The sequence below is a fragment of the Bacillus licheniformis DSM 13 = ATCC 14580 genome, assembly GCF_000011645.1.
GTDB lineage: Bacteria > Bacillota > Bacilli > Bacillales > Bacillaceae > Bacillus > Bacillus licheniformis.
Genome location: NC_006270.3, coordinates 3,574,851 through 3,592,256, shown reverse-complemented (window position 1 = coordinate 3,592,256; position 17,406 = coordinate 3,574,851). Strand labels below are relative to the sequence as shown.

17 protein-coding genes and 1 pseudogene are annotated in these 17,406 nt (G+C 46.5%); 17 read left to right on the top strand and 1 reads right to left on the bottom strand.

The window, feature by feature from the left end; all coding sequences use genetic code 11:
- Positions 1–3 precede the first annotated feature (3 nt).
- The 13 genes and pseudogenes from cccB (at position 4) to TRNA_RS44515 (ending at position 14,926) form a co-directional block, all read left to right on the top strand.
- Positions 4–330, top strand: a complete 327-nt coding sequence (gene cccB, locus TRNA_RS40040) for a cytochrome c551 (RefSeq protein WP_003185673.1) — start codon at positions 4–6, stop codon at positions 328–330.
- A gap of 352 nt (positions 331–682) precedes the next feature.
- On the top strand, positions 683–1,369 hold the full coding sequence (gene ftsE / locus TRNA_RS40030; RefSeq protein WP_003185670.1) for a cell division ATP-binding protein FtsE: 687 nt from the start codon (positions 683–685) through the stop codon (positions 1,367–1,369).
- Entirely contained in the window at positions 1,362–2,252 is an 891-nt protein-coding gene (ftsX, locus tag TRNA_RS40025) for a permease-like cell division protein FtsX (RefSeq protein ID WP_011198348.1), read from the top strand. Before ftsE ends, ftsX begins: the two co-directional genes overlap by 8 nt.
- A 92-nt stretch (positions 2,253–2,344) precedes the next feature.
- Positions 2,345–3,595 (top strand): murein hydrolase activator EnvC family protein, encoded by a 1,251-nt coding sequence (locus TRNA_RS40020; RefSeq protein ID WP_003185665.1) that lies wholly within the window; start codon positions 2,345–2,347, stop codon positions 3,593–3,595.
- A gap of 155 nt (positions 3,596–3,750) precedes the next feature.
- Positions 3,751–4,809 (top strand): tartrate dehydrogenase, encoded by a 1,059-nt coding sequence (locus tag TRNA_RS40015; protein ID WP_003185664.1) that lies wholly within the window; start codon positions 3,751–3,753, stop codon positions 4,807–4,809.
- A gap of 129 nt (positions 4,810–4,938) precedes the next feature.
- Positions 4,939–6,378 carry a S41 family peptidase gene (locus TRNA_RS40010; RefSeq protein ID WP_009329656.1) on the top strand — a complete coding sequence of 480 codons (1,440 nt, stop codon included), beginning with the start codon at positions 4,939–4,941 and terminating at the stop codon, positions 6,376–6,378.
- A gap of 352 nt (positions 6,379–6,730) precedes the next feature.
- The gene (gene swrA / locus TRNA_RS40005) at positions 6,731–7,084 is read left to right on the top strand and encodes a swarming motility protein SwrAA (RefSeq protein ID WP_003185659.1); all 354 of its coding nucleotides are present in this window, start codon (positions 6,731–6,733) and stop codon (positions 7,082–7,084) included.
- Positions 7,085–7,381: 297 nt separating this feature from the next.
- Positions 7,382–8,593 carry a PDZ domain-containing protein gene (locus tag TRNA_RS40000; RefSeq protein ID WP_011198347.1) on the top strand — a complete coding sequence of 404 codons (1,212 nt, stop codon included), beginning with the start codon at positions 7,382–7,384 and terminating at the stop codon, positions 8,591–8,593.
- A gap of 124 nt (positions 8,594–8,717) precedes the next feature.
- The gene (locus tag TRNA_RS39995) at positions 8,718–9,011 is read left to right on the top strand and encodes a DUF5316 domain-containing protein (protein ID WP_003185656.1); all 294 of its coding nucleotides are present in this window, start codon (positions 8,718–8,720) and stop codon (positions 9,009–9,011) included.
- 118 nt (positions 9,012–9,129) lie between these two features.
- Positions 9,130–9,363 carry a CsbA family protein gene (locus TRNA_RS39990; RefSeq protein WP_003185654.1) on the top strand — a complete coding sequence of 78 codons (234 nt, stop codon included), beginning with the start codon at positions 9,130–9,132 and terminating at the stop codon, positions 9,361–9,363.
- Between the two features lie 183 nt (positions 9,364–9,546).
- Positions 9,547–11,532 (top strand): excinuclease ABC subunit UvrB, encoded by a 1,986-nt coding sequence (gene uvrB, locus TRNA_RS39985; protein ID WP_003185651.1) that lies wholly within the window; start codon positions 9,547–9,549, stop codon positions 11,530–11,532.
- Positions 11,533–11,539: 7 nt separating this feature from the next.
- Positions 11,540–14,413, top strand: coding sequence for an excinuclease ABC subunit UvrA (gene uvrA / locus TRNA_RS39980; protein WP_003185648.1), 2,874 nt, complete (start codon positions 11,540–11,542; stop codon positions 14,411–14,413).
- Positions 14,414–14,556: 143 nt separating this feature from the next.
- A pseudogene (locus tag TRNA_RS44515) lies at positions 14,557–14,926 on the top strand (VOC family protein).
- 6 nt (positions 14,927–14,932) lie between these two features.
- Here TRNA_RS44515 and TRNA_RS39965 read toward each other — a convergent pair.
- Positions 14,933–15,163 carry a hypothetical protein gene (locus tag TRNA_RS39965; protein ID WP_003185639.1) on the bottom strand — a complete coding sequence of 77 codons (231 nt, stop codon included), beginning with the start codon at positions 15,161–15,163 and terminating at the stop codon, positions 14,933–14,935.
- A 214-nt stretch (positions 15,164–15,377) separates the two neighbouring features.
- On the opposite strand from TRNA_RS39965, the gene TRNA_RS39960 reads away from it, so the two are divergent.
- From TRNA_RS39960 to TRNA_RS39945, 4 genes are read left to right on the top strand one after another with little or no spacing between them, the layout of a single operon-like run.
- Complete coding sequence (locus TRNA_RS39960) at positions 15,378–15,704, top strand: DUF4870 domain-containing protein (protein WP_003185637.1); 327 nt, start codon at positions 15,378–15,380, stop codon at positions 15,702–15,704.
- Positions 15,705–15,729: 25 nt separating this feature from the next.
- A complete protein-coding gene (locus TRNA_RS39955) occupies positions 15,730–16,824 on the top strand; it encodes a DUF4097 family beta strand repeat-containing protein (RefSeq protein ID WP_003185635.1) in 1,095 nt (364 codons plus the stop codon).
- 4 nt (positions 16,825–16,828) lie between these two features.
- Entirely contained in the window at positions 16,829–17,029 is a 201-nt protein-coding gene (locus tag TRNA_RS39950) for a PspC domain-containing protein (RefSeq protein ID WP_003185633.1), read from the top strand.
- Complete coding sequence (locus tag TRNA_RS39945) at positions 17,026–17,385, top strand: phage holin family protein (protein ID WP_003185632.1); 360 nt, start codon at positions 17,026–17,028, stop codon at positions 17,383–17,385. Before TRNA_RS39950 ends, TRNA_RS39945 begins: the two co-directional genes overlap by 4 nt.
- The last annotated feature ends 21 nt before the right edge of the window (positions 17,386–17,406 follow it).

Sequence of the window (17,406 nt, the reverse complement as noted above, 5' to 3'; positions counted from 1 at the left end):
AAAATGAAAATGAAGCTGTTTACTCTGTTTATGGCTGTTTCTTTTGTGCTGGCTGCCTGCGGCGGCAATAACAACGAAAGCAAAGAGAAAAATACAGGCGGGCAAGCAACTGCAACCGACGGGGAAGAGATTTACCAGCAAAACTGCACAGGCTGCCATGGTAAGGATTTGGCCGGCGGTTCCGCTCCGAGTTTGAAGGAAGTTGGCGGCAAGTATAAGGAAAGCGAAATTAAGGACATTGTAGTCAACGGCCGCGGCGGAATGCCTGGCAATCTTGTAGACGAAAAAGAAGCTGAAGCGGTCGCGAAGTGGCTTTCAGAGAAAAAGTAAGCATGCCTTGCCAGTCAGGAGGCGAAAAGAACCTTCTTCACGTTCAGGTGAAAAAGGTTCTTTTTTTGTTGAAAAGGTCTTTTTGCCTATTGGGAAAACGGAATTAACGGGTTCTTTTGTCTTAAATAAGGCCCAAAGTACAAATTTTTTGGCTGATTTTGCGTTTTTCCTATAACTTAGGTCGGCATTGAAACAAAACTGTAATATCATTTTGTCTAATCTTGACGTATAATGGGTGTTGTTGAAAAAGGGCTTGAATTAATACCATTTATCGTGAAATTGGCAGGGGACACAAAACGACAGGCCCTTTCGAAGAGTATGACCGTATAAACATAAAAGATTAGGTGATTACATGATCGAAATAAAAGATGTATATAAGACTTATTCCAACGGGGTCTCGGCGCTGAACGGAATAAGCATCTCTATATATCCCGGGGAATTTGTTTATGTTGTAGGACCGAGCGGAGCAGGAAAATCAACCTTCATTAAAATGATTTACCGCGAAGAAAAGCCTTCCAAAGGGAAGATTGTCATAAACAATAAAAATTTGGCGCAGCTCAAAGAAAAAGAGATTCCTTTTATCAGAAGGAAAATCGGCGTTGTATTCCAAGACTTTAAACTGCTGCCGAAGCTGACGGTGTTTGAAAATGTTGCATTTGCTTTAGAGGTCATCGGGGAGCGCCCAGAGGTGATCAGAAAAAAAGTGCTTGAAGTGCTTGATCTTGTCCAGCTGAAGCACAAAGCAAGGCAATTTCCTGATCAGCTGTCCGGAGGAGAACAGCAACGGGTTTCAATTGCGCGGTCAATCGTCAACGACCCTGATGTCGTGATCGCTGACGAGCCGACGGGAAACCTTGACCCTGAGACGTCTTGGGAAATCATGAAGACGCTCGAAGAGATCAACAACCGCGGAACAACAGTCGTTATGGCGACTCATAACAAAGAAATCGTAAACACCATGAAGAAACGGGTCATCGCAATCGAAGACGGGGTCATTGTGCGTGATGAAGCTAGAGGGGAGTATGGTTCTTATGATTAGAACTCTCGGACGGCATTTGCGCGAGAGCTTAAAATCTCTCGGGAGAAACGCGTGGATGACTTTCGCATCCATCAGTGCTGTAACAGTTACACTTATCTTGGTCGGCGTGTTCATGGTCATCATGCTGAACGTATACAATATGACATTAAAAGCCGAACAAGAAGTCGAAGTCAAAGTGCTGGTTGACTTAACGGCCAACCAGGATCAAAAAAATACATTGGAAAAAGAAATAAAGAAAATACCGGAAATCAGCAGTGTCAAATACTCATCTAAAGATGAAGAACTCAAAAACCTGAAAGACAGCTTTGGGGAAGACGGGAAATTCTTTGCGATGTTCGAGCAGGAAAACCCGCTGAACGATGCATTTGTCGTAAAAACAAAAGACCCTCAAGACACACCGAAAGCTGCCAAGAAGCTTGAGAAGCTGACCAATGTCTATAAGGTGACATACGGACAGGAGCAGGTAGACCGCTTGTTTAAAATCAGCAATGTCGCCAAAGTCATCGGGATTGCATTGGTCATCGGCCTGCTGTTTACGGCGATGTTTTTAATTTCTAATACGATCAAAATTACGATTTTTGCGAGACGCAAAGAAATCGAGATTATGAAACTTGTAGGTGCGACAAACTGGTTCATTCGCTGGCCATTTTTCATTGAAGGTTTGCTCTTGGGTGTATGCGGTTCTATCATTCCGATCGCTATTTTGCTCGGAACGTATCATCATGCCGTTCAGTGGATCGCTCCGAAAGTTCAAGGCACTTTCATACAGCTCTTGCCGTACAATCCGTTCGTCTTCCAGATTTCAGCGATCCTGGTGCTGATCGGAGCCGTTATCGGTGTATGGGGAAGCTTGATGTCGATTCGCAAATTCTTAAAAGTTTAAACCGGCGCTTTCGCCGGTTGTATCATGTTTAAAGCTGGGATGCCTGCAAAGCGCCGGGCTCCCTTGATTCTGAAGGCAAGGAGGAACCAAGGTTGAAAAGAAAGCTTATGACGCTGGGGCTGACCGCTGTGCTCGGATCGTCGGCAGTGCTGATCCCCTTAAAAAGCAACCATGCTTTAGCTTATGAAGACTTGGAGAAAAAAAAGAGCGACGTTCAAAGCAAAAAATCTGAAAACGAGTCAAAACTCGAAAAAACGAAACAGGAGCTTTCAGAGCTTGAATCAAAGGAAGCAAGCCTGAGAAGCGAGATCGAGAAAATCGACCGTAAGATGACGGACACGAATGAAAAGCTGGAAAAGAAAAATGAAGAAATCGATAAAACAAAGAAAAGCATCGAAGAGCTGAAAAAGCAAATAAAAAAGCTTAAAGAAAAGATTGAGAAACGCAATAAAATATTGAAAGACCGTGTTCGCTCAATGCAGGAAAACGGCGGTTCTGTTCAATACATAGATGTGCTTCTCGGCTCGAAAAGCTTCGGGGATTTCATCAGCCGCGCGGGTGCGGTTTCGACAATTGTAGAAGCTGATAAAGACCTGATGGAAGAGCAAAAACGCGATCTTCAGCTTGTCGAGGAAAAGGAAACTAAGCTGAGCAAGGATCTTGAAAGCCTTGAAAAAGCGCTCAAAGACCTGGAAGATTTAAAAAAGACGCTCGACAAGCAGCAAAAAGAGAAAGCAAATGTCATGAAAAAAGTGAAGCAAGATAAAGATCATGCACATGAAGAACTTGGTTCACTCGAAAATGAAGCAGAAATTTTAAAGCGCCAGGATGAAGCGATCAAAGCCGAAGAGGCGCATCGCAAAAAGCAGGAAGCTGAAGCGAGCCGCCAGGCTTCAAGCGGCCAATCGGAAGCTTCCTCATCTAAACCGTCGGCACCAAGCAGCTCAGGCTTTATCCGCCCTGCTTCCGGCACATTTACTTCCGGGTTCGGAAAGCGTTCGCTCGGAAATCACTTCGGCGTAGACATCGCCAAGCGCGGTTCAGGCGTTCCGATTTATGCGGCCGCCGCCGGAACGGTCTATAACGCCCATTACTCGTCCAGCTACGGCAATGTTGTGTTTATTACCCATAACATCAACGGGCAAACATATCAGACGGTCTACGCTCACATGTCTTCAATTAAAGTGCAGACAGGCCAGCGTGTTGAACAGGGACAAGTGATCGGAACGATGGGAAATACAGGCCAATCCTACGGGCAGCATCTTCACTTTGAAATTCATAAAGGCCTTTGGAACAACGCGAAATCCAATGCTGTTGATCCGGCCAATTATATACCGCTTTAAAATGAAAGCCGATTCGTCCGGAGATGGACTGAATCGGCTTTTTGTTATTCAAACTGGGTTTTTCTCAAAATTTATTCTTGTCAGAAAATAACACAAGGTATAGAATGAAAGTGACAACTGTCGACAGTCGACAATTTGAAATAGGGGATGATCCAATGAAAGTATTCAACATTGCCAGCATACCCGGTGACGGGGTAGGGAAAGAAGTCGTACCTGCTGCACAACGAGTTTTGAAAGCGGTTTCGGATGTTCACGGGGGACTCTCATTTCGGTTTACGGAGTTTCCATACAGCTGTGAGTATTATTTGGAACACGGGGAAATGATGCCTGATGACGGCTTGGAGCAGCTGAAAGAGTTCGACAGCATCTTTCTTGGGGCTGTAGGAAACAGCAAGCTTGTCCCCGACCATATTTCCCTGTGGGGGCTGCTCATTAAAATCCGCCGCGAATTTGAACAGGTCATCAACATTAGACCTGCGAAATATTTGCAAGGAATCAAGTCTCCGCTGGCCAACCCAAAAGATTTCGATCTGCTTGTCGTCAGGGAAAACAGTGAAGGGGAATACAGCTCGATCGGAGGCAGAATCTTCAGGGATGAAGATGAAATCGCCATTCAAAATGCCGTTTTTTCAAGAAAAGGGGCGGAGAGGGCGATGCGCTTTGCTTTTGAGTTGGCGGCTAAGCGGAAAAAGCATGTCACAAGCGCAACAAAGTCGAACGGAATCGTTTATTCAATGCCTTTTTGGGATGAAGTCTTTGAGAACACGGCAAAAGACTACCCCGATATTACCGCAGATTCGCAGCACATTGACGCGCTGTCGGCCTTTTTTGTAACGAGGCCAGAGAAGCTTGACGTCATTGTTGCCAGCAATTTATTCGGCGATATTTTGACCGATATCGGGGCGGCGATTATGGGAAGCATAGGTGTGGCGCCGGCCGCCAACATTAATGTAAACGGCAAATATCCATCTATGTTTGAGCCTGTGCACGGCTCTGCTCCGGACATCATCGGAAAAGGAATCGCCAATCCGATCGGCCAAATTTGGACGGCAAAAATGATGCTCGATCATTTCGGGGAAGAAGAACTCGGTGCAAGATTGCTTGACGTGATTGAAGACGTTCTAAAGAGCGGCTACTTAACGCCTGATATCGGCGGTTCAAGTACGACGGATGATGTGACAGAAGAAATCATCAAGCGCGTGAGGACCATATAAGCGAAAGCTGCCAGCACTCCGGCAGCTTTTTTTGCTGTGGAATGGAAAATCGATTACATGATACGGGCGGTTTTGGCGCATACTACATCAAGCAACAAAACATAGTGCAGGCAGAAGAGGAGGTATAGGATGAATCAGAAGATTGTGCGGCTCATCATTGCGCTCAGCCTGTTATGCGGCTTGGTAACAGGCGCCGGCCCGATTCCGTTACATGATGTCGTTTCAAAAGCATCAGCGGCTGAAGAAGCTGCAGCCAAAAGCACCGCTAGAAACGAATTGGAGAAAATTGAGAAAGCATATGACCTGATTTCAAATGAATATGTGGAGCAGGTCGACAGGGAAAAACTGTTGGAAGGAGCCATACAGGGCATGCTTTCAACATTGAATGACCCATACTCGGTCTATATGGATAAACAGACGGCAAAGCGGTTTTCAGATTCCCTTGATTCCTCTTTTGAAGGAATCGGTGCAGAAATCGGAATGGAAGACAGAAAAATCATTATCGTTTCTCCTTTTAAACAGTCTCCGGCAGAGAAAGCCGGATTAAAGCCGAACGATGAAATCATTAGCATCGACGGCGATTCCATGAGCGGAATGGATTTGAATGACGCCGTATTAAAGATCAGAGGCAAAAAGGGATCGACGGTTACACTGAAAGTTCACCGACCCGGAATGAAAGACCAGCTGACATTTACGATTAAGCGCGATGAAATCCCGCTGGAAACGGTGTTTGCTTCCATAAAGAAAGTACAGGATAAACCTGTCGGCTATATCGCAATATCTTCCTTTTCCGAACATACGGCAAAAGATTTTACTGCTGAACTGAAAAAGCTTGAGAAAAAGGGAATAAAAGGGCTCGTTTTGGATGTAAGAGGAAATCCGGGCGGGTACTTGCAAAGCGTGGAAGACATTTTAAAACATTTTGTGACAAAAGATCATCCGTATATACAAATCGCCGAAAGAAACGGAAATAAAAAACAATACTTCTCAAAATTAAAAGAGAAAAAACCATACCCTGTGAGCGTGATCACGGACAAGGGCAGCGCTTCGGCTTCGGAAATTCTTGCAGGCGCATTAAAAGAAGCCGAGGGCTACGACGTGGTTGGCGATCCTTCCTTTGGAAAGGGAACCGTCCAGCAGGCGGTGCCGATGGGAGACGGTAGCAATATTAAGCTGACGCTGTACAAATGGCTGACACCTAAAGGAAATTGGATCCATAAGCAGGGCATTCAGCCGACCGTTCCAGTCACGCAGCCTGCATATTTCTCGGCGGGGCCTTTACAGCTGAAAGAACCCCTCAAGCCGGATATGAACAACAATGAAATTAAGCGGGCGCAGTTCCTGCTGAAAGGACTCGGGTTTGTCCCCGGCCGGGAAGACGGCTATTACAATGAAAGCACAAAAAAAGCCGTCATGGCGTTTCAGGCAGCAAACAAGCTGAAGCAAACAGGGATCATTGACCAAAAAACGGCAAATACAATGAACCTGCGGATTGAGGAGAAAAAGATGGATGAAAAGAACGATCTTCAGCTGCAAGCCGCATTAAAAGTGCTGTTTAACAAAAAGTGAGGGCACGGGATGTCCTCACTTTTTTTATTCTCAGAAAGTAAATTCTCAATCTTTTTACCTAAAATTTTTGCTTTTTCATAAAAAAAACATTCATAATGAATAGAATTGACCCGATAACATAAGTATATGGGAGACTTTATAAGGATGTAAAGATGCAGTAAAAATGTAACTTTTGCAAGTTGTATAACATAGGAAAACTTTTTAAAATAGAACCAAAGCTTTTTCAAGAATTATAATGTGTGCATTTTTTTTGCGGAGAATGTTAGCGCTGTTTGCGTTCTTCGTCTCTGTTGGTGGAGTCGTCTGACGCTTGCGCTTTTCTTATATATAAATAATAAATGGGGGTACACGATTGAAAAGGGCAAGTATTGTGAGAGAGAAAAAATACTATGAATTAGTGGAGCAGTTAAAAGTTCGATCACAAGACGTTACGTTTTCCGCTACAAAGGCAGTAGGATTGCTTATGCTGTTCAGCAGATACCTCGTGAACTACACTTCGGTCGAAAGTGTGGAAGATATTAATGAGGATTGCGCGGAACTTTATTTCAACTACTTGATGGACAACCACAAGCGGCTCGGCATCAATCTGACCGACATCAAGCGGTCAATGCAGCTGATAGGAGATATTCTTGATGTCGAGGTCAATCATTACCTGAAAGATTTTTCTTTGTCGAATGTGACGCTTTGGATGAGCCAGGAGAAATAAACCTCACGTTTACCATACCCAAGCATTTTATTATTTGTTAGAATAATAATAAAATGCACCAGCTTGCCTAAAGGTGCCAGCATTTGTCGTCACGAATGCGCATGAAAAGCACCGGCGTTTAAGCATCATGACGAAAGTTTCTGCGGCTGACGGCTCAGGCATCCCGCCTGAACGGCCGCCCGTCATTTCCTCGTGCCGACGCTTTAGACAAGCTGGGTTTCCTTAAAATATCCAACGTTAAAAAGCTGCCGTGTTGAAGGCGGCCTGAAATGCTTGGCTGAGGCGGTGAACGTTCCCTTGTCAGTTGAAGAAAGCTTAATTGAACTTTTAAAAGGAGCAGGATTGTTCTTTTTGCACCCGCTCTTCTATTTTATGATGATTATGAGTCTTGCTTACGGCTATGCCCGGATCAAACGTGAAAGAAAGACGTTCCATACGCGTATTGAAGATATTTATGACGAGTTCAAATTTACATATTCCAAGGGACTTCTGGCAGGACTTGTACTGTCCATTGTTTCGTTCGGCTTGGGGCTGTATCTCCCGATGGGCATGCTGGTTTTAATAGCGGCGGTCAGCGTTGCCGCAGCTTTAACTTTCAGACAGAGTCTGCTGTCAGCGGCATATACGCTTGGCGTGAGCATCGTCGTTGGTTTATGTATTGAATACACCGGTTTCGGAGCGCTTGACGCGTTTCTGCCGCAGCTGTCCCTCGCGAATTGGTCGGCTGCTGCCGTCTTGCTCGGACTTCTGTTGGTGGCGGAAGGAGTGCTTGTCTATAAAACGGCACATATCAAAACGTCCCCTGCGATTGTCATGAGCACAAGGGGTCTCCCGATCGGACAGCAGATTGCGGGCAGAACCTGGCTTCTGCCGTTGTTTATTCTTATTCCGGGACATGCGATCGAATCATCTGTTCCGTGGTGGCCTGTTTTGTCATTTAACGGCGGCTTTGAGCTCTTGTGGATTCCGTATTTCATCGGCTTCGGCCAAAGGGTTCAAGGATCGCTTCCGATTGAAAGCATTAAAATTACAGCGAAGCGCATCAGCGTGCTTGGCATCATCATTCTGCTGATCGCGGCCGGAAGCATATGGTGGACTCCGCTTGCCGCCCTTGCCGCCGGAGCAGCGATCGCAGGAAGGGCCTTTTTATCCTGGAAGCAGCGGATGAACGACAATTCCGCCCCTTTCCATTTTTCAAAGAGAGACCAGGGCTTGATGGTGCTCGGGATTATTCCGAACACGCCGGCAGCCGATCTCGGTCTCAAGATCGGCGAAATCATCACGAAGGTCAACGGGATTGAAGTGAAAAATGCGGCGGACTTCTACGAAGCGCTCCAAAAGAACAGGGCTTTCTTCAAGCTTGAAGTCGTCGGTTTAAACAATGAGATTCGTTTTGAACAAAGAGCTTCTTATGAAGGGGAGCATCATGAGCTCGGCATCATCTTTGTAAAAGAAGAGGATGCGGTGATGAAGCATGCCGAGGCAGCAGCCTCAGCAGAAACAGAATAACCGATGTTAAAAAAGCGCCGCTTTCAGGCGCTTTTGCTTTTGCCTTGTTTCGAAACTTTTTGGTTGTCTTTTACAAAACGTTCCGCTAGGATGATGGATAGAACTCATTGAAGGAGAATGATTGATGAAAAGGGCTTTTCTCGCAGGTGCTTTCGTTTGTTTAATAGCTGTATTGGTTTCGGCTGCGGCCGGGGATTGGACGCTGATTTTCAAAGTTTCGGGAGCAGCCGGCCTAGGCGCGATTCTGTTGTCTGCTTTATGTTCGGGCGTATTTGTCAGCGGTGACCGGTTCAGGGGAAATCACGATGCAGAAACGAAAGAGCACGGGGAGTGGAACAGCAAGCTGGCAAACGCTCTCGCCATTTTCGCCATGCCAAACCTCCTGGCCGCCGGAATATCGTTCTTTTTCGCCTTTTAACGTCCGATTCCGAATAACGCGGCAAGATGATGGACAAAATGAATGAGTGTCCATGTTTGTCCGTTTCTTTGTTCTTTAATATAATCGAATAAGATCAAGAAACGTGAGGAGGGTTTTTGTGTTTACAAAAGCCGTTTTTGCACTGATATTTCCTTTTATTCTTGTCTTGTTTTTTACAAGGGTGACCTATAACCATTACGTCGGAATTGCGCTCACTGCAGCGCTGTTGTTCGCTTCATATTTAAAAGGTTATACGGAAACCTTTTTTATTGTAGGACTTGATATCGCCTCGCTCGTCGCCGGTTCGCTCTATGCGGCAAAAAAGGCGGGCGAAAAGAAGGAAGACTCATAGAAACCGTAAGATTGATTGCCGTGAAGCCCTGCTTTTGATGACAAAAAGGAGGGGTTTTTTGATAGATCAGAAATCGCCGGCTTTTGTGGGAAAACACAAAAACCGAACTTTAGTTCGTATTTTTGCTTCGGGTGTGTTAAAATAATAAACAGGAAGATTTCGTAAAGAAACGGAGGCTTTTATGTGAAAGACCGCTTTGAATTAGTCTCGAATTATCAGCCCCAGGGGGATCAGCCGAAAGCGATTGATCAGCTTGTCAAAGGAATCAATGAAGGCAGAAAGCATCAGACGCTTTTGGGGGCAACCGGTACTGGAAAGACGTTTACGATGTCGAACGTGATTAAAGAGGTCAACAAACCGACTCTCGTCATCGCCCACAACAAAACGTTAGCCGGGCAGCTTTACAGCGAGTTTAAAGAATTTTTCCCCAACAACGCAGTCGAATATTTTGTCAGCTATTATGACTATTACCAGCCTGAGGCCTACGTGCCCCAGACTGATACATTTATCGAAAAAGATGCCAGCATTAACGATGAGATTGATAAATTAAGGCACTCTGCCACGTCTGCTCTTTTTGAACGCAAAGATGTCATCATTGTGGCGAGTGTCTCTTGTATTTACGGCTTGGGTTCTCCTGAGGAATACAGGGAAATGGTGCTCTCGCTCAGAACGGAAATGGAAATCGAGCGGAATGAGCTGCTCAGAAAGCTCGTTGACATCCAATATGCGCGGAATGACATCGATTTTCAGCGCGGAACATTCAGGGTGCGCGGCGATGTCGTCGAGATCTTTCCGGCTTCAAGGGATGAGCACTGCGTCCGAGTTGAATTTTTCGGGGACGAAATCGAACGGATCAGGGAAGTGGATGCCCTGACTGGCGAAATTTTAGGGGAGAGGGAACACGTCGCGATCTTCCCGGCTTCCCACTTCGTCACCCGGGAAGAAAAGATGAAGAAAGCGATCATAAACATTGAAGAGGAGCTGGAAGAGCGCCTCAAAGCGCTTCGTGAAGAAGGCAAGCTCCTTGAAGCGCAGCGTCTGGAACAGCGGACGAGATACGATTTGGAAATGATGCGCGAAATGGGCTTTTGCTCGGGCATCGAAAACTATTCAAGACATTTGACGCTTCGTCCGGCAGGTTCGACTCCATATACGCTGCTCGATTACTTTCCGGATGATTTCCTGATGGTCATAGATGAGTCGCATGTCACCATACCGCAGATCAGAGGAATGTACAACGGAGACCAGGCGAGAAAACAGGTTCTCGTCGATCATGGATTCAGGCTGCCTTCCGCTTTGGATAACCGTCCGCTCAGGTTTGAAGAGTTTGAAAAGCACATTCACAACATCGTGTATGTGTCGGCTACGCCGGGGCCTTATGAACTTGAGCATACGCCTGAAATGGTAGAGCAGATCATCCGGCCGACAGGGCTGCTCGATCCGATTATTGAGGTAAGGCCGATTGAAGGGCAGATCGATGATCTGATCGGTGAAATCCAGCAGAGAATCGAGCGGAATGAACGCGTCCTCGTCACGACGCTGACGAAAAAAATGTCCGAGGATTTGACGGATTATCTGAAGGAAATCGGTATCAAGGTCACGTACCTGCATTCAGAGATTAAAACGCTGGAGCGGATCGAGATCATACGCGACCTTCGCCTCGGCAAGCATGACGTTCTCGTCGGCATCAACCTGCTGAGGGAAGGACTCGATATTCCTGAGGTTTCACTCGTCGCCATTCTTGACGCAGACAAAGAAGGCTTTTTGCGGTCCGAACGCTCGCTCATCCAAACGATCGGCCGCGCCGCCAGAAATGCCGAAGGCCGCGTAATCATGTATGCCGACAAAATCACCAACTCGATGGAAATCGCAATCAATGAAACGAAGCGCCGCCGCGAACAGCAGGAGGCTTATAATGAGAAACACGGCATTACGCCGAAAACGATCAACAAAAAGATCAGGGACGTCATCCGGGCAACTCATGCTGCTGAAGACCAGGAAGAATATCAAGTGAAAGAGGAGCCGAAGCTTTCGAAGATGACGAAGAAAGAGCGGGAAAAAGTGATCGCTCAAATGGAAAGCGACATGAAGGAAGCGGCAAAAGCGCTTGACTTTGAACGCGCCGCCGAGCTTCGCGACTTGCTCCTAGAGTTAAAATCGGAAGGATGAATAGAAAATGGCAACGAAACGAATTGAGGTGAAAGGTGCAAGGGCCCATAACCTGAAAAATATCGATGTCTCTATTCCGAGGGATCAGCTTGTCGTTTTGACAGGTCTTTCGGGATCAGGGAAATCATCCCTTGCGTTCGATACGATATATGCAGAGGGGCAGCGGCGCTATGTCGAGTCTCTCTCCGCATATGCCCGCCAGTTTTTAGGACAGATGGACAAACCCGACGTCGATGCGATTGAAGGCCTGTCGCCGGCGATCAGCATCGATCAGAAAACAACGAGCCGGAACCCCCGGTCGACAGTCGGAACGGTGACGGAAATCTACGATTATCTCCGGCTGCTGTTTGCCAGAATCGGAAAGCCGGTTTGCCCTGTTCACGGCATTGAAATTACCTCGCAAACGATCGAACAGATGACGGACAGAATTTTGGATTATCCCGAGCGGACGAAGATCCAGGTGCTTGCGCCGATCGTCTCGGGAAGAAAAGGATCGCACGTGAAAGTGCTCGAACAAATCAGAAAACAAGGCTATGTGAGAGTCCGGATCGACGGCGAAATGAACGACCTCTCAGAGGACATCGAGCTCGAAAAGAATAAAAAGCATTCGATCGAAGTCGTCGTCGACCGCATCGTCATAAAAGAAGGCGTAACCGCCCGTCTCACAGACTCGCTCGAAACGGCGCTCCGCCTCGGCGAAGGCCGTGTGATCATCGACGTGATCGGGCAGGAAGAGCTGCTGTTCAGCGAGCACCATGCCTGTCCGCACTGCGGTTTTTCAATTGGGGAACTGGAGCCGAGGATGTTTTCTTTCAACAGCCCGTTCGGCGCATGTCCGAGCTGCGACGGCCTCGGGTCCAAGCTGGAAGTCGATGTAGAGCTCGTCATTCCAAACGATGAGCTGTCTCTAAAGGAGAATGCGATTGCACCTTGGGAACCGCAGAGCTCCCAATATTATCCGAAGCTGCTTGAAGCGGTATGCAGCCACTATGGAATCGATATGGATATTCCGGTCAGAGACCTGCCGAAGCACCACCTTGAGAAAATCCTCTACGGCAGCGGAGGCGAGCAGATTTATTTCAGATATGAAAACGACTTCGGACAAGTCCGGGAAAACTACATTGAGTTCGAAGGCGTCATCCGCAATATCGAAAGGCGCTATAAAGAAACCAGCTCGGATTATGTTCGTGAACTGATGGAAAAATATATGGCTAATCAGCCGTGCCCTTCATGCAAAGGCTACCGTCTGAAAAAGGAATCCCTCGCCGTGCTGATTAACGGCCTTCACATCGGTAAGATAACCGAAATGTCGGTAGCTAACGCCCTTCAATTTTTCCGTGAACTTGATCTTTCAGAAAAAGACATGAAGATCGCCAACCTCATTTTGCGGGAGATTGAAGAAAGGCTCGGATTCTTGAACAATGTCGGGCTTGACTATTTGACGCTCAGCCGCGCAGCCGGCACTCTGTCGGGGGGAGAAGCGCAGCGGATCAGGCTTGCAACGCAAATCGGCTCAAGGCTGACCGGTGTCCTTTACATCCTTGATGAGCCGTCAATCGGTCTTCATCAACGCGATAACGACCGCCTGATTGAGACGCTCAAAAACATGAGGGATATCGGAAACACATTGATCGTCGTCGAGCATGACGAGGATACAATGCTTGCCGCCGATTATTTAATCGATATCGGGCCCGGCGCGGGTGTACACGGGGGAGAAGTAATCTCCGCCGGAACGCCGGAAGAAGTGATGAACGATGATCAATCTCTGACAGGGCAATATCTTTCAGGGAAAAAATTCATTCCTCTTCCTGCCGAGAGAAGAAAGCCTGACAACCGCTTTATCGAGGTAAAAGGGGCAAAGGAAAACAACTTGAAAAATGTTTCCGTGAAATTTCCGCTCGGCGTGTTCACAGCTGTTACCGGGGTATCGGGATCAGGGAAAAGCACGCTCGTTAATGAAATTCTCCACAAAACGCTGGCTCAGAAGCTGCATCGGGCTAAGACGAAACCGGGAGAATACAAAGAAATAAAAGGAATCGAGCACCTCGATAAAGTGATCGATATTGACCAGTCTCCGATCGGCCGGACGCCGAGGTCAAATCCGGCCACATATACCGGCGTGTTCGATGACATCCGCGACGTGTTTGCCCAGACGAATGAAGCGAAAGTCAGAGGATACAAGAAAGGGCGCTTCAGCTTTAACGTCAAAGGCGGACGCTGTGAGGCCTGCAAAGGCGACGGAATCATTAAAATCGAGATGCACTTCCTGCCCGATGTATACGTTCCTTGTGAGGTTTGCCACGGAAAGAGATACAACCGTGAAACGCTTCAGGTTACGTACAAAGGCAAAAATATCTCTGACGTGCTTGAGATGACGGTCGAGAATGCCGTTCAATTTTTTGAGAACATCCCGAAAATCAAGCGCAAGCTGCAGACCCTCTATGATGTCGGTCTTGGCTATATTACGCTCGGACAGCCGGCTACAACGCTTTCCGGGGGAGAAGCGCAGCGGGTCAAATTGGCATCTGAACTTCACCGCCGTTCAACGGGAAGATCCCTTTATATTTTGGACGAGCCGACGACAGGACTGCACGTCGATGATATCGCAAGGCTTTTGGCCGTTCTGCAGCGCCTGGTCGACAATGGAGATACAGTGCTTGTAATCGAACACAATCTAGATATTATAAAAGCGGCTGATTATTTGATCGACTTGGGTCCTGAAGGCGGAGACGGCGGGGGAATGATCGTGGCTGCCGGACCTCCCGAAGAAGTCGTGAAAGTCGAAGGGTCATATACCGGCCGTTATTTAAAACCGATCATTGAACGCGACAAAAACAGAATGAAGAAGCGGCTTCAAGAAAAAGAAGCTGTCAGACCGTAAAGAAAAAGCTGCCGATGTCACGTCGGCAGCTTTTTCAATGGCCGAATGATCCGCGGCAAGCTTTGTTCAAAAAGATTTTCATTGCTCTTTTATTCAATAGCTGTTATAACGTAAAAAAACAAACAATAAAGGGGGATGGGGTGATGAAGATCGATCGCATGGATCATTTGGTACTGACTGTAAAAGACATTGATGCGACATGTGATTTTTACAGCCGTGTGCCGGGGTTGAATGCGGTCACTTTTCGAGAAGGAAGAAAAGCGCGACATTCGGCAGGCAAAAAATAAACCTCCACGAAGCCGGAAAATAGTTTGAGCCGAAGGCACAGCACCCGATGCCCGGCTCCGCAGACCTGTGTTTCATACAAATGCCGGCATTGATGATGTGATTCGTCATCTGGAGGGGCTGTCCATTAAAATTGAAGAAGGCCCCGCAGAGCGAATGGGCGCTGAAGGGCCGGTCGTTTCGGTTTATATCAGAGATCCCGACGGAAATCTGGTTGAAATATCATGAAAACGGTTAACGTTCAGTCCGGCTGATGTGTTTGGTCGCTTCACTCATACTGTTTAAAATATGGGTGCTGCTGCTGTTCAGCAGAACCTTTAAATAGCGGATTTCGCTGGAAAGCGGAGGAGCGGAATTGATCGATTCCAATCGGTTCACGATCTCCTGATTCATCCTTTTTTGTTCCTGAATCAGACTAAGAAGCTGGGAGGCGGATGAGGCGTATACTTCCGATTTCTGTTTCATAACGCTCGCTCCTTTTCATTGGCTTTGCCACATATTTTAAAGGGTTATAAAAAAAGAATCTATTCATAAAATCTAAAAAAATAAATTTGCGAAGTTTGACGCACGCCGATCGAATGAAAATGAAACCTAAAGGCCATGATACACGTAAACTAAGTATAAGGTCACTGTACATTAGACTCACAAAGAACGGTTTACATCATAAGGAGTGTTATGTATGACGAGAAACAACGCGCTGATTTCTTCAATTTGTTATTTTAGTGTTTTTTTTGCCCCGCTTATTTTGCCAATCGCAGCGTATTTTATAACAGATGATCAAGAAACGAAAAAGCATGCGATGCGTTCGCTTATTTCGCATATTATTCCGTTTATAAGCGTAGTCATATTGGCAGCAGGCGCGATAAGCGGTACGCTTATCTTTGGTGACGGCGGTTATTTGGCGGTCATTTTCATGATCGGAGGTTTCGTTTTTTTCGGGATCATCAGTTTGATTATTGTGGTCTGGAACGTAGTTCAAGGGATTAAAATGCTGACTCAGGCCTAAAAGAAGGAGAACGGGGGAGCTTTTCATGAAGCATGAGAAAGAACGAATTTTAAAATTGGTCGAGGAAGGAAAGCTGTCTGCAAAAGAGGCGCTGATCCTGATCGAAAAACTTGAAGAAGACTACAAGGAAACCGAGAGCAAGGTGACAGCCCTGTCTGAGGATGTCATTGATTCGGAGGACTTCTACAGCGAAAAGAAAAAAGAACCGAAGCCTTCGATCGGTTCAAAACTGTTCGAATGGATTGATACCGCTGTAAAAAAAGTAAAAGAAGCAGACTTGGATTTGAATTTCGGGCACTCGTACGATGTCCAGCATATATTCCAGTTTAAAGACACTGATTTTTCGACTCTGGATATTCAGCTTGCCAACGGCAGCGTCAACCTTGTACCATGGAGCGATTCCGACATCAGAGTCGAATGCCAGGCAAAAGTGTACCGGGCTGAAAATCAGGATGAAGCAAGGCAGGCTTTTCTCCAGCATATCGACTGCGGTGTGGAAGGCGATAAGTTCATGATCCGTACCGAGAAAAAAACGATGAAGACCAACCTTACCGTCTATATACCGGACAAAGAGTACGGCAAAATCCGCTTTAAACTGTTTAACGGCCCGGTCAGAGGGGAACATTTAAACGTAAAAGAGCTGTCCGCCAAAACGACGAACGGCGTGCTGTCGTTCTCTGCTCTCACGGCAGGAAAAGCTTCATTGGAAACTGCAAATGGACAAATCAAACTAGCCGACCATACTTGCGGAGAGATTGAAGCGGAAACCATCAATGGATTGATCGACCTTAAAGGTTCATGCGAGGCGCTTGACCTGCAGAGCTTTAACGGCAATATCGCGGCAACAGTCAAAAATCCGCACTGCCGGACGGCATATGTGAAAACAACGACTGGAAGCGTAGAGTTGAATGTTCCCCGGGACTGCGCTGTTACAGCGGAGCTGAAAAGCAATCTCGGTTCTCTGTCTCATGATCTTTCAGATGCAGAAATTTTAAAGGAAAAAAACGAGACAATCCAGAAGGAAATGTACCTAAAAGCAAATCAAAATCATGATCATAGCATGACCGTGTTTTTGGAATCGAAGACAGGATCGATCCATTTAAACCATACACAGGAGTGATACAATGAAAAGGCTATTTCGATCCGAAACAGACAGAAAGATTGCCGGGGTCGTCGGAGGTCTTGCTGAATATTTAAATATGGATGCGTCATTGCTGAGAATCATTACGGTTCTATTATTTATATTTTCGACCGGAGTTCCCGTCCTGCTGATTTATATTGTCTGGGTATTCCTTGTGCCGAATGAAGGAGACGTCAACAGATGATGAGATGGATTATAAACGTTCTTGTCAATGCCTTATTATTAATTGTCATTGCCGGTTACTTTGATGCGGTTCACGTCAGAAGCATCGGAGCAGCCATTACGGCAAGCTTGATTTTATCCATCTTAAATATGTTTGTGAAGCCCGTGCTGGTGATTTTGACGCTGCCCGTCACAGTAATTACGCTAGGTTTATTTTTGTTTATCATCAATGCGATCACTCTTTATATGACCGCGTCCATTATGGGGGACAGTTTTGACCTGGACGGCTTTGGGACAGCCATTTTTGCGTCGATCGTCCTGTCGGTTTTTCACTTGCTCATTCAAAAAGCAATTATCGAACCGATGTCCAGAAAATAAGTTGAAGTCTGATGAATCATC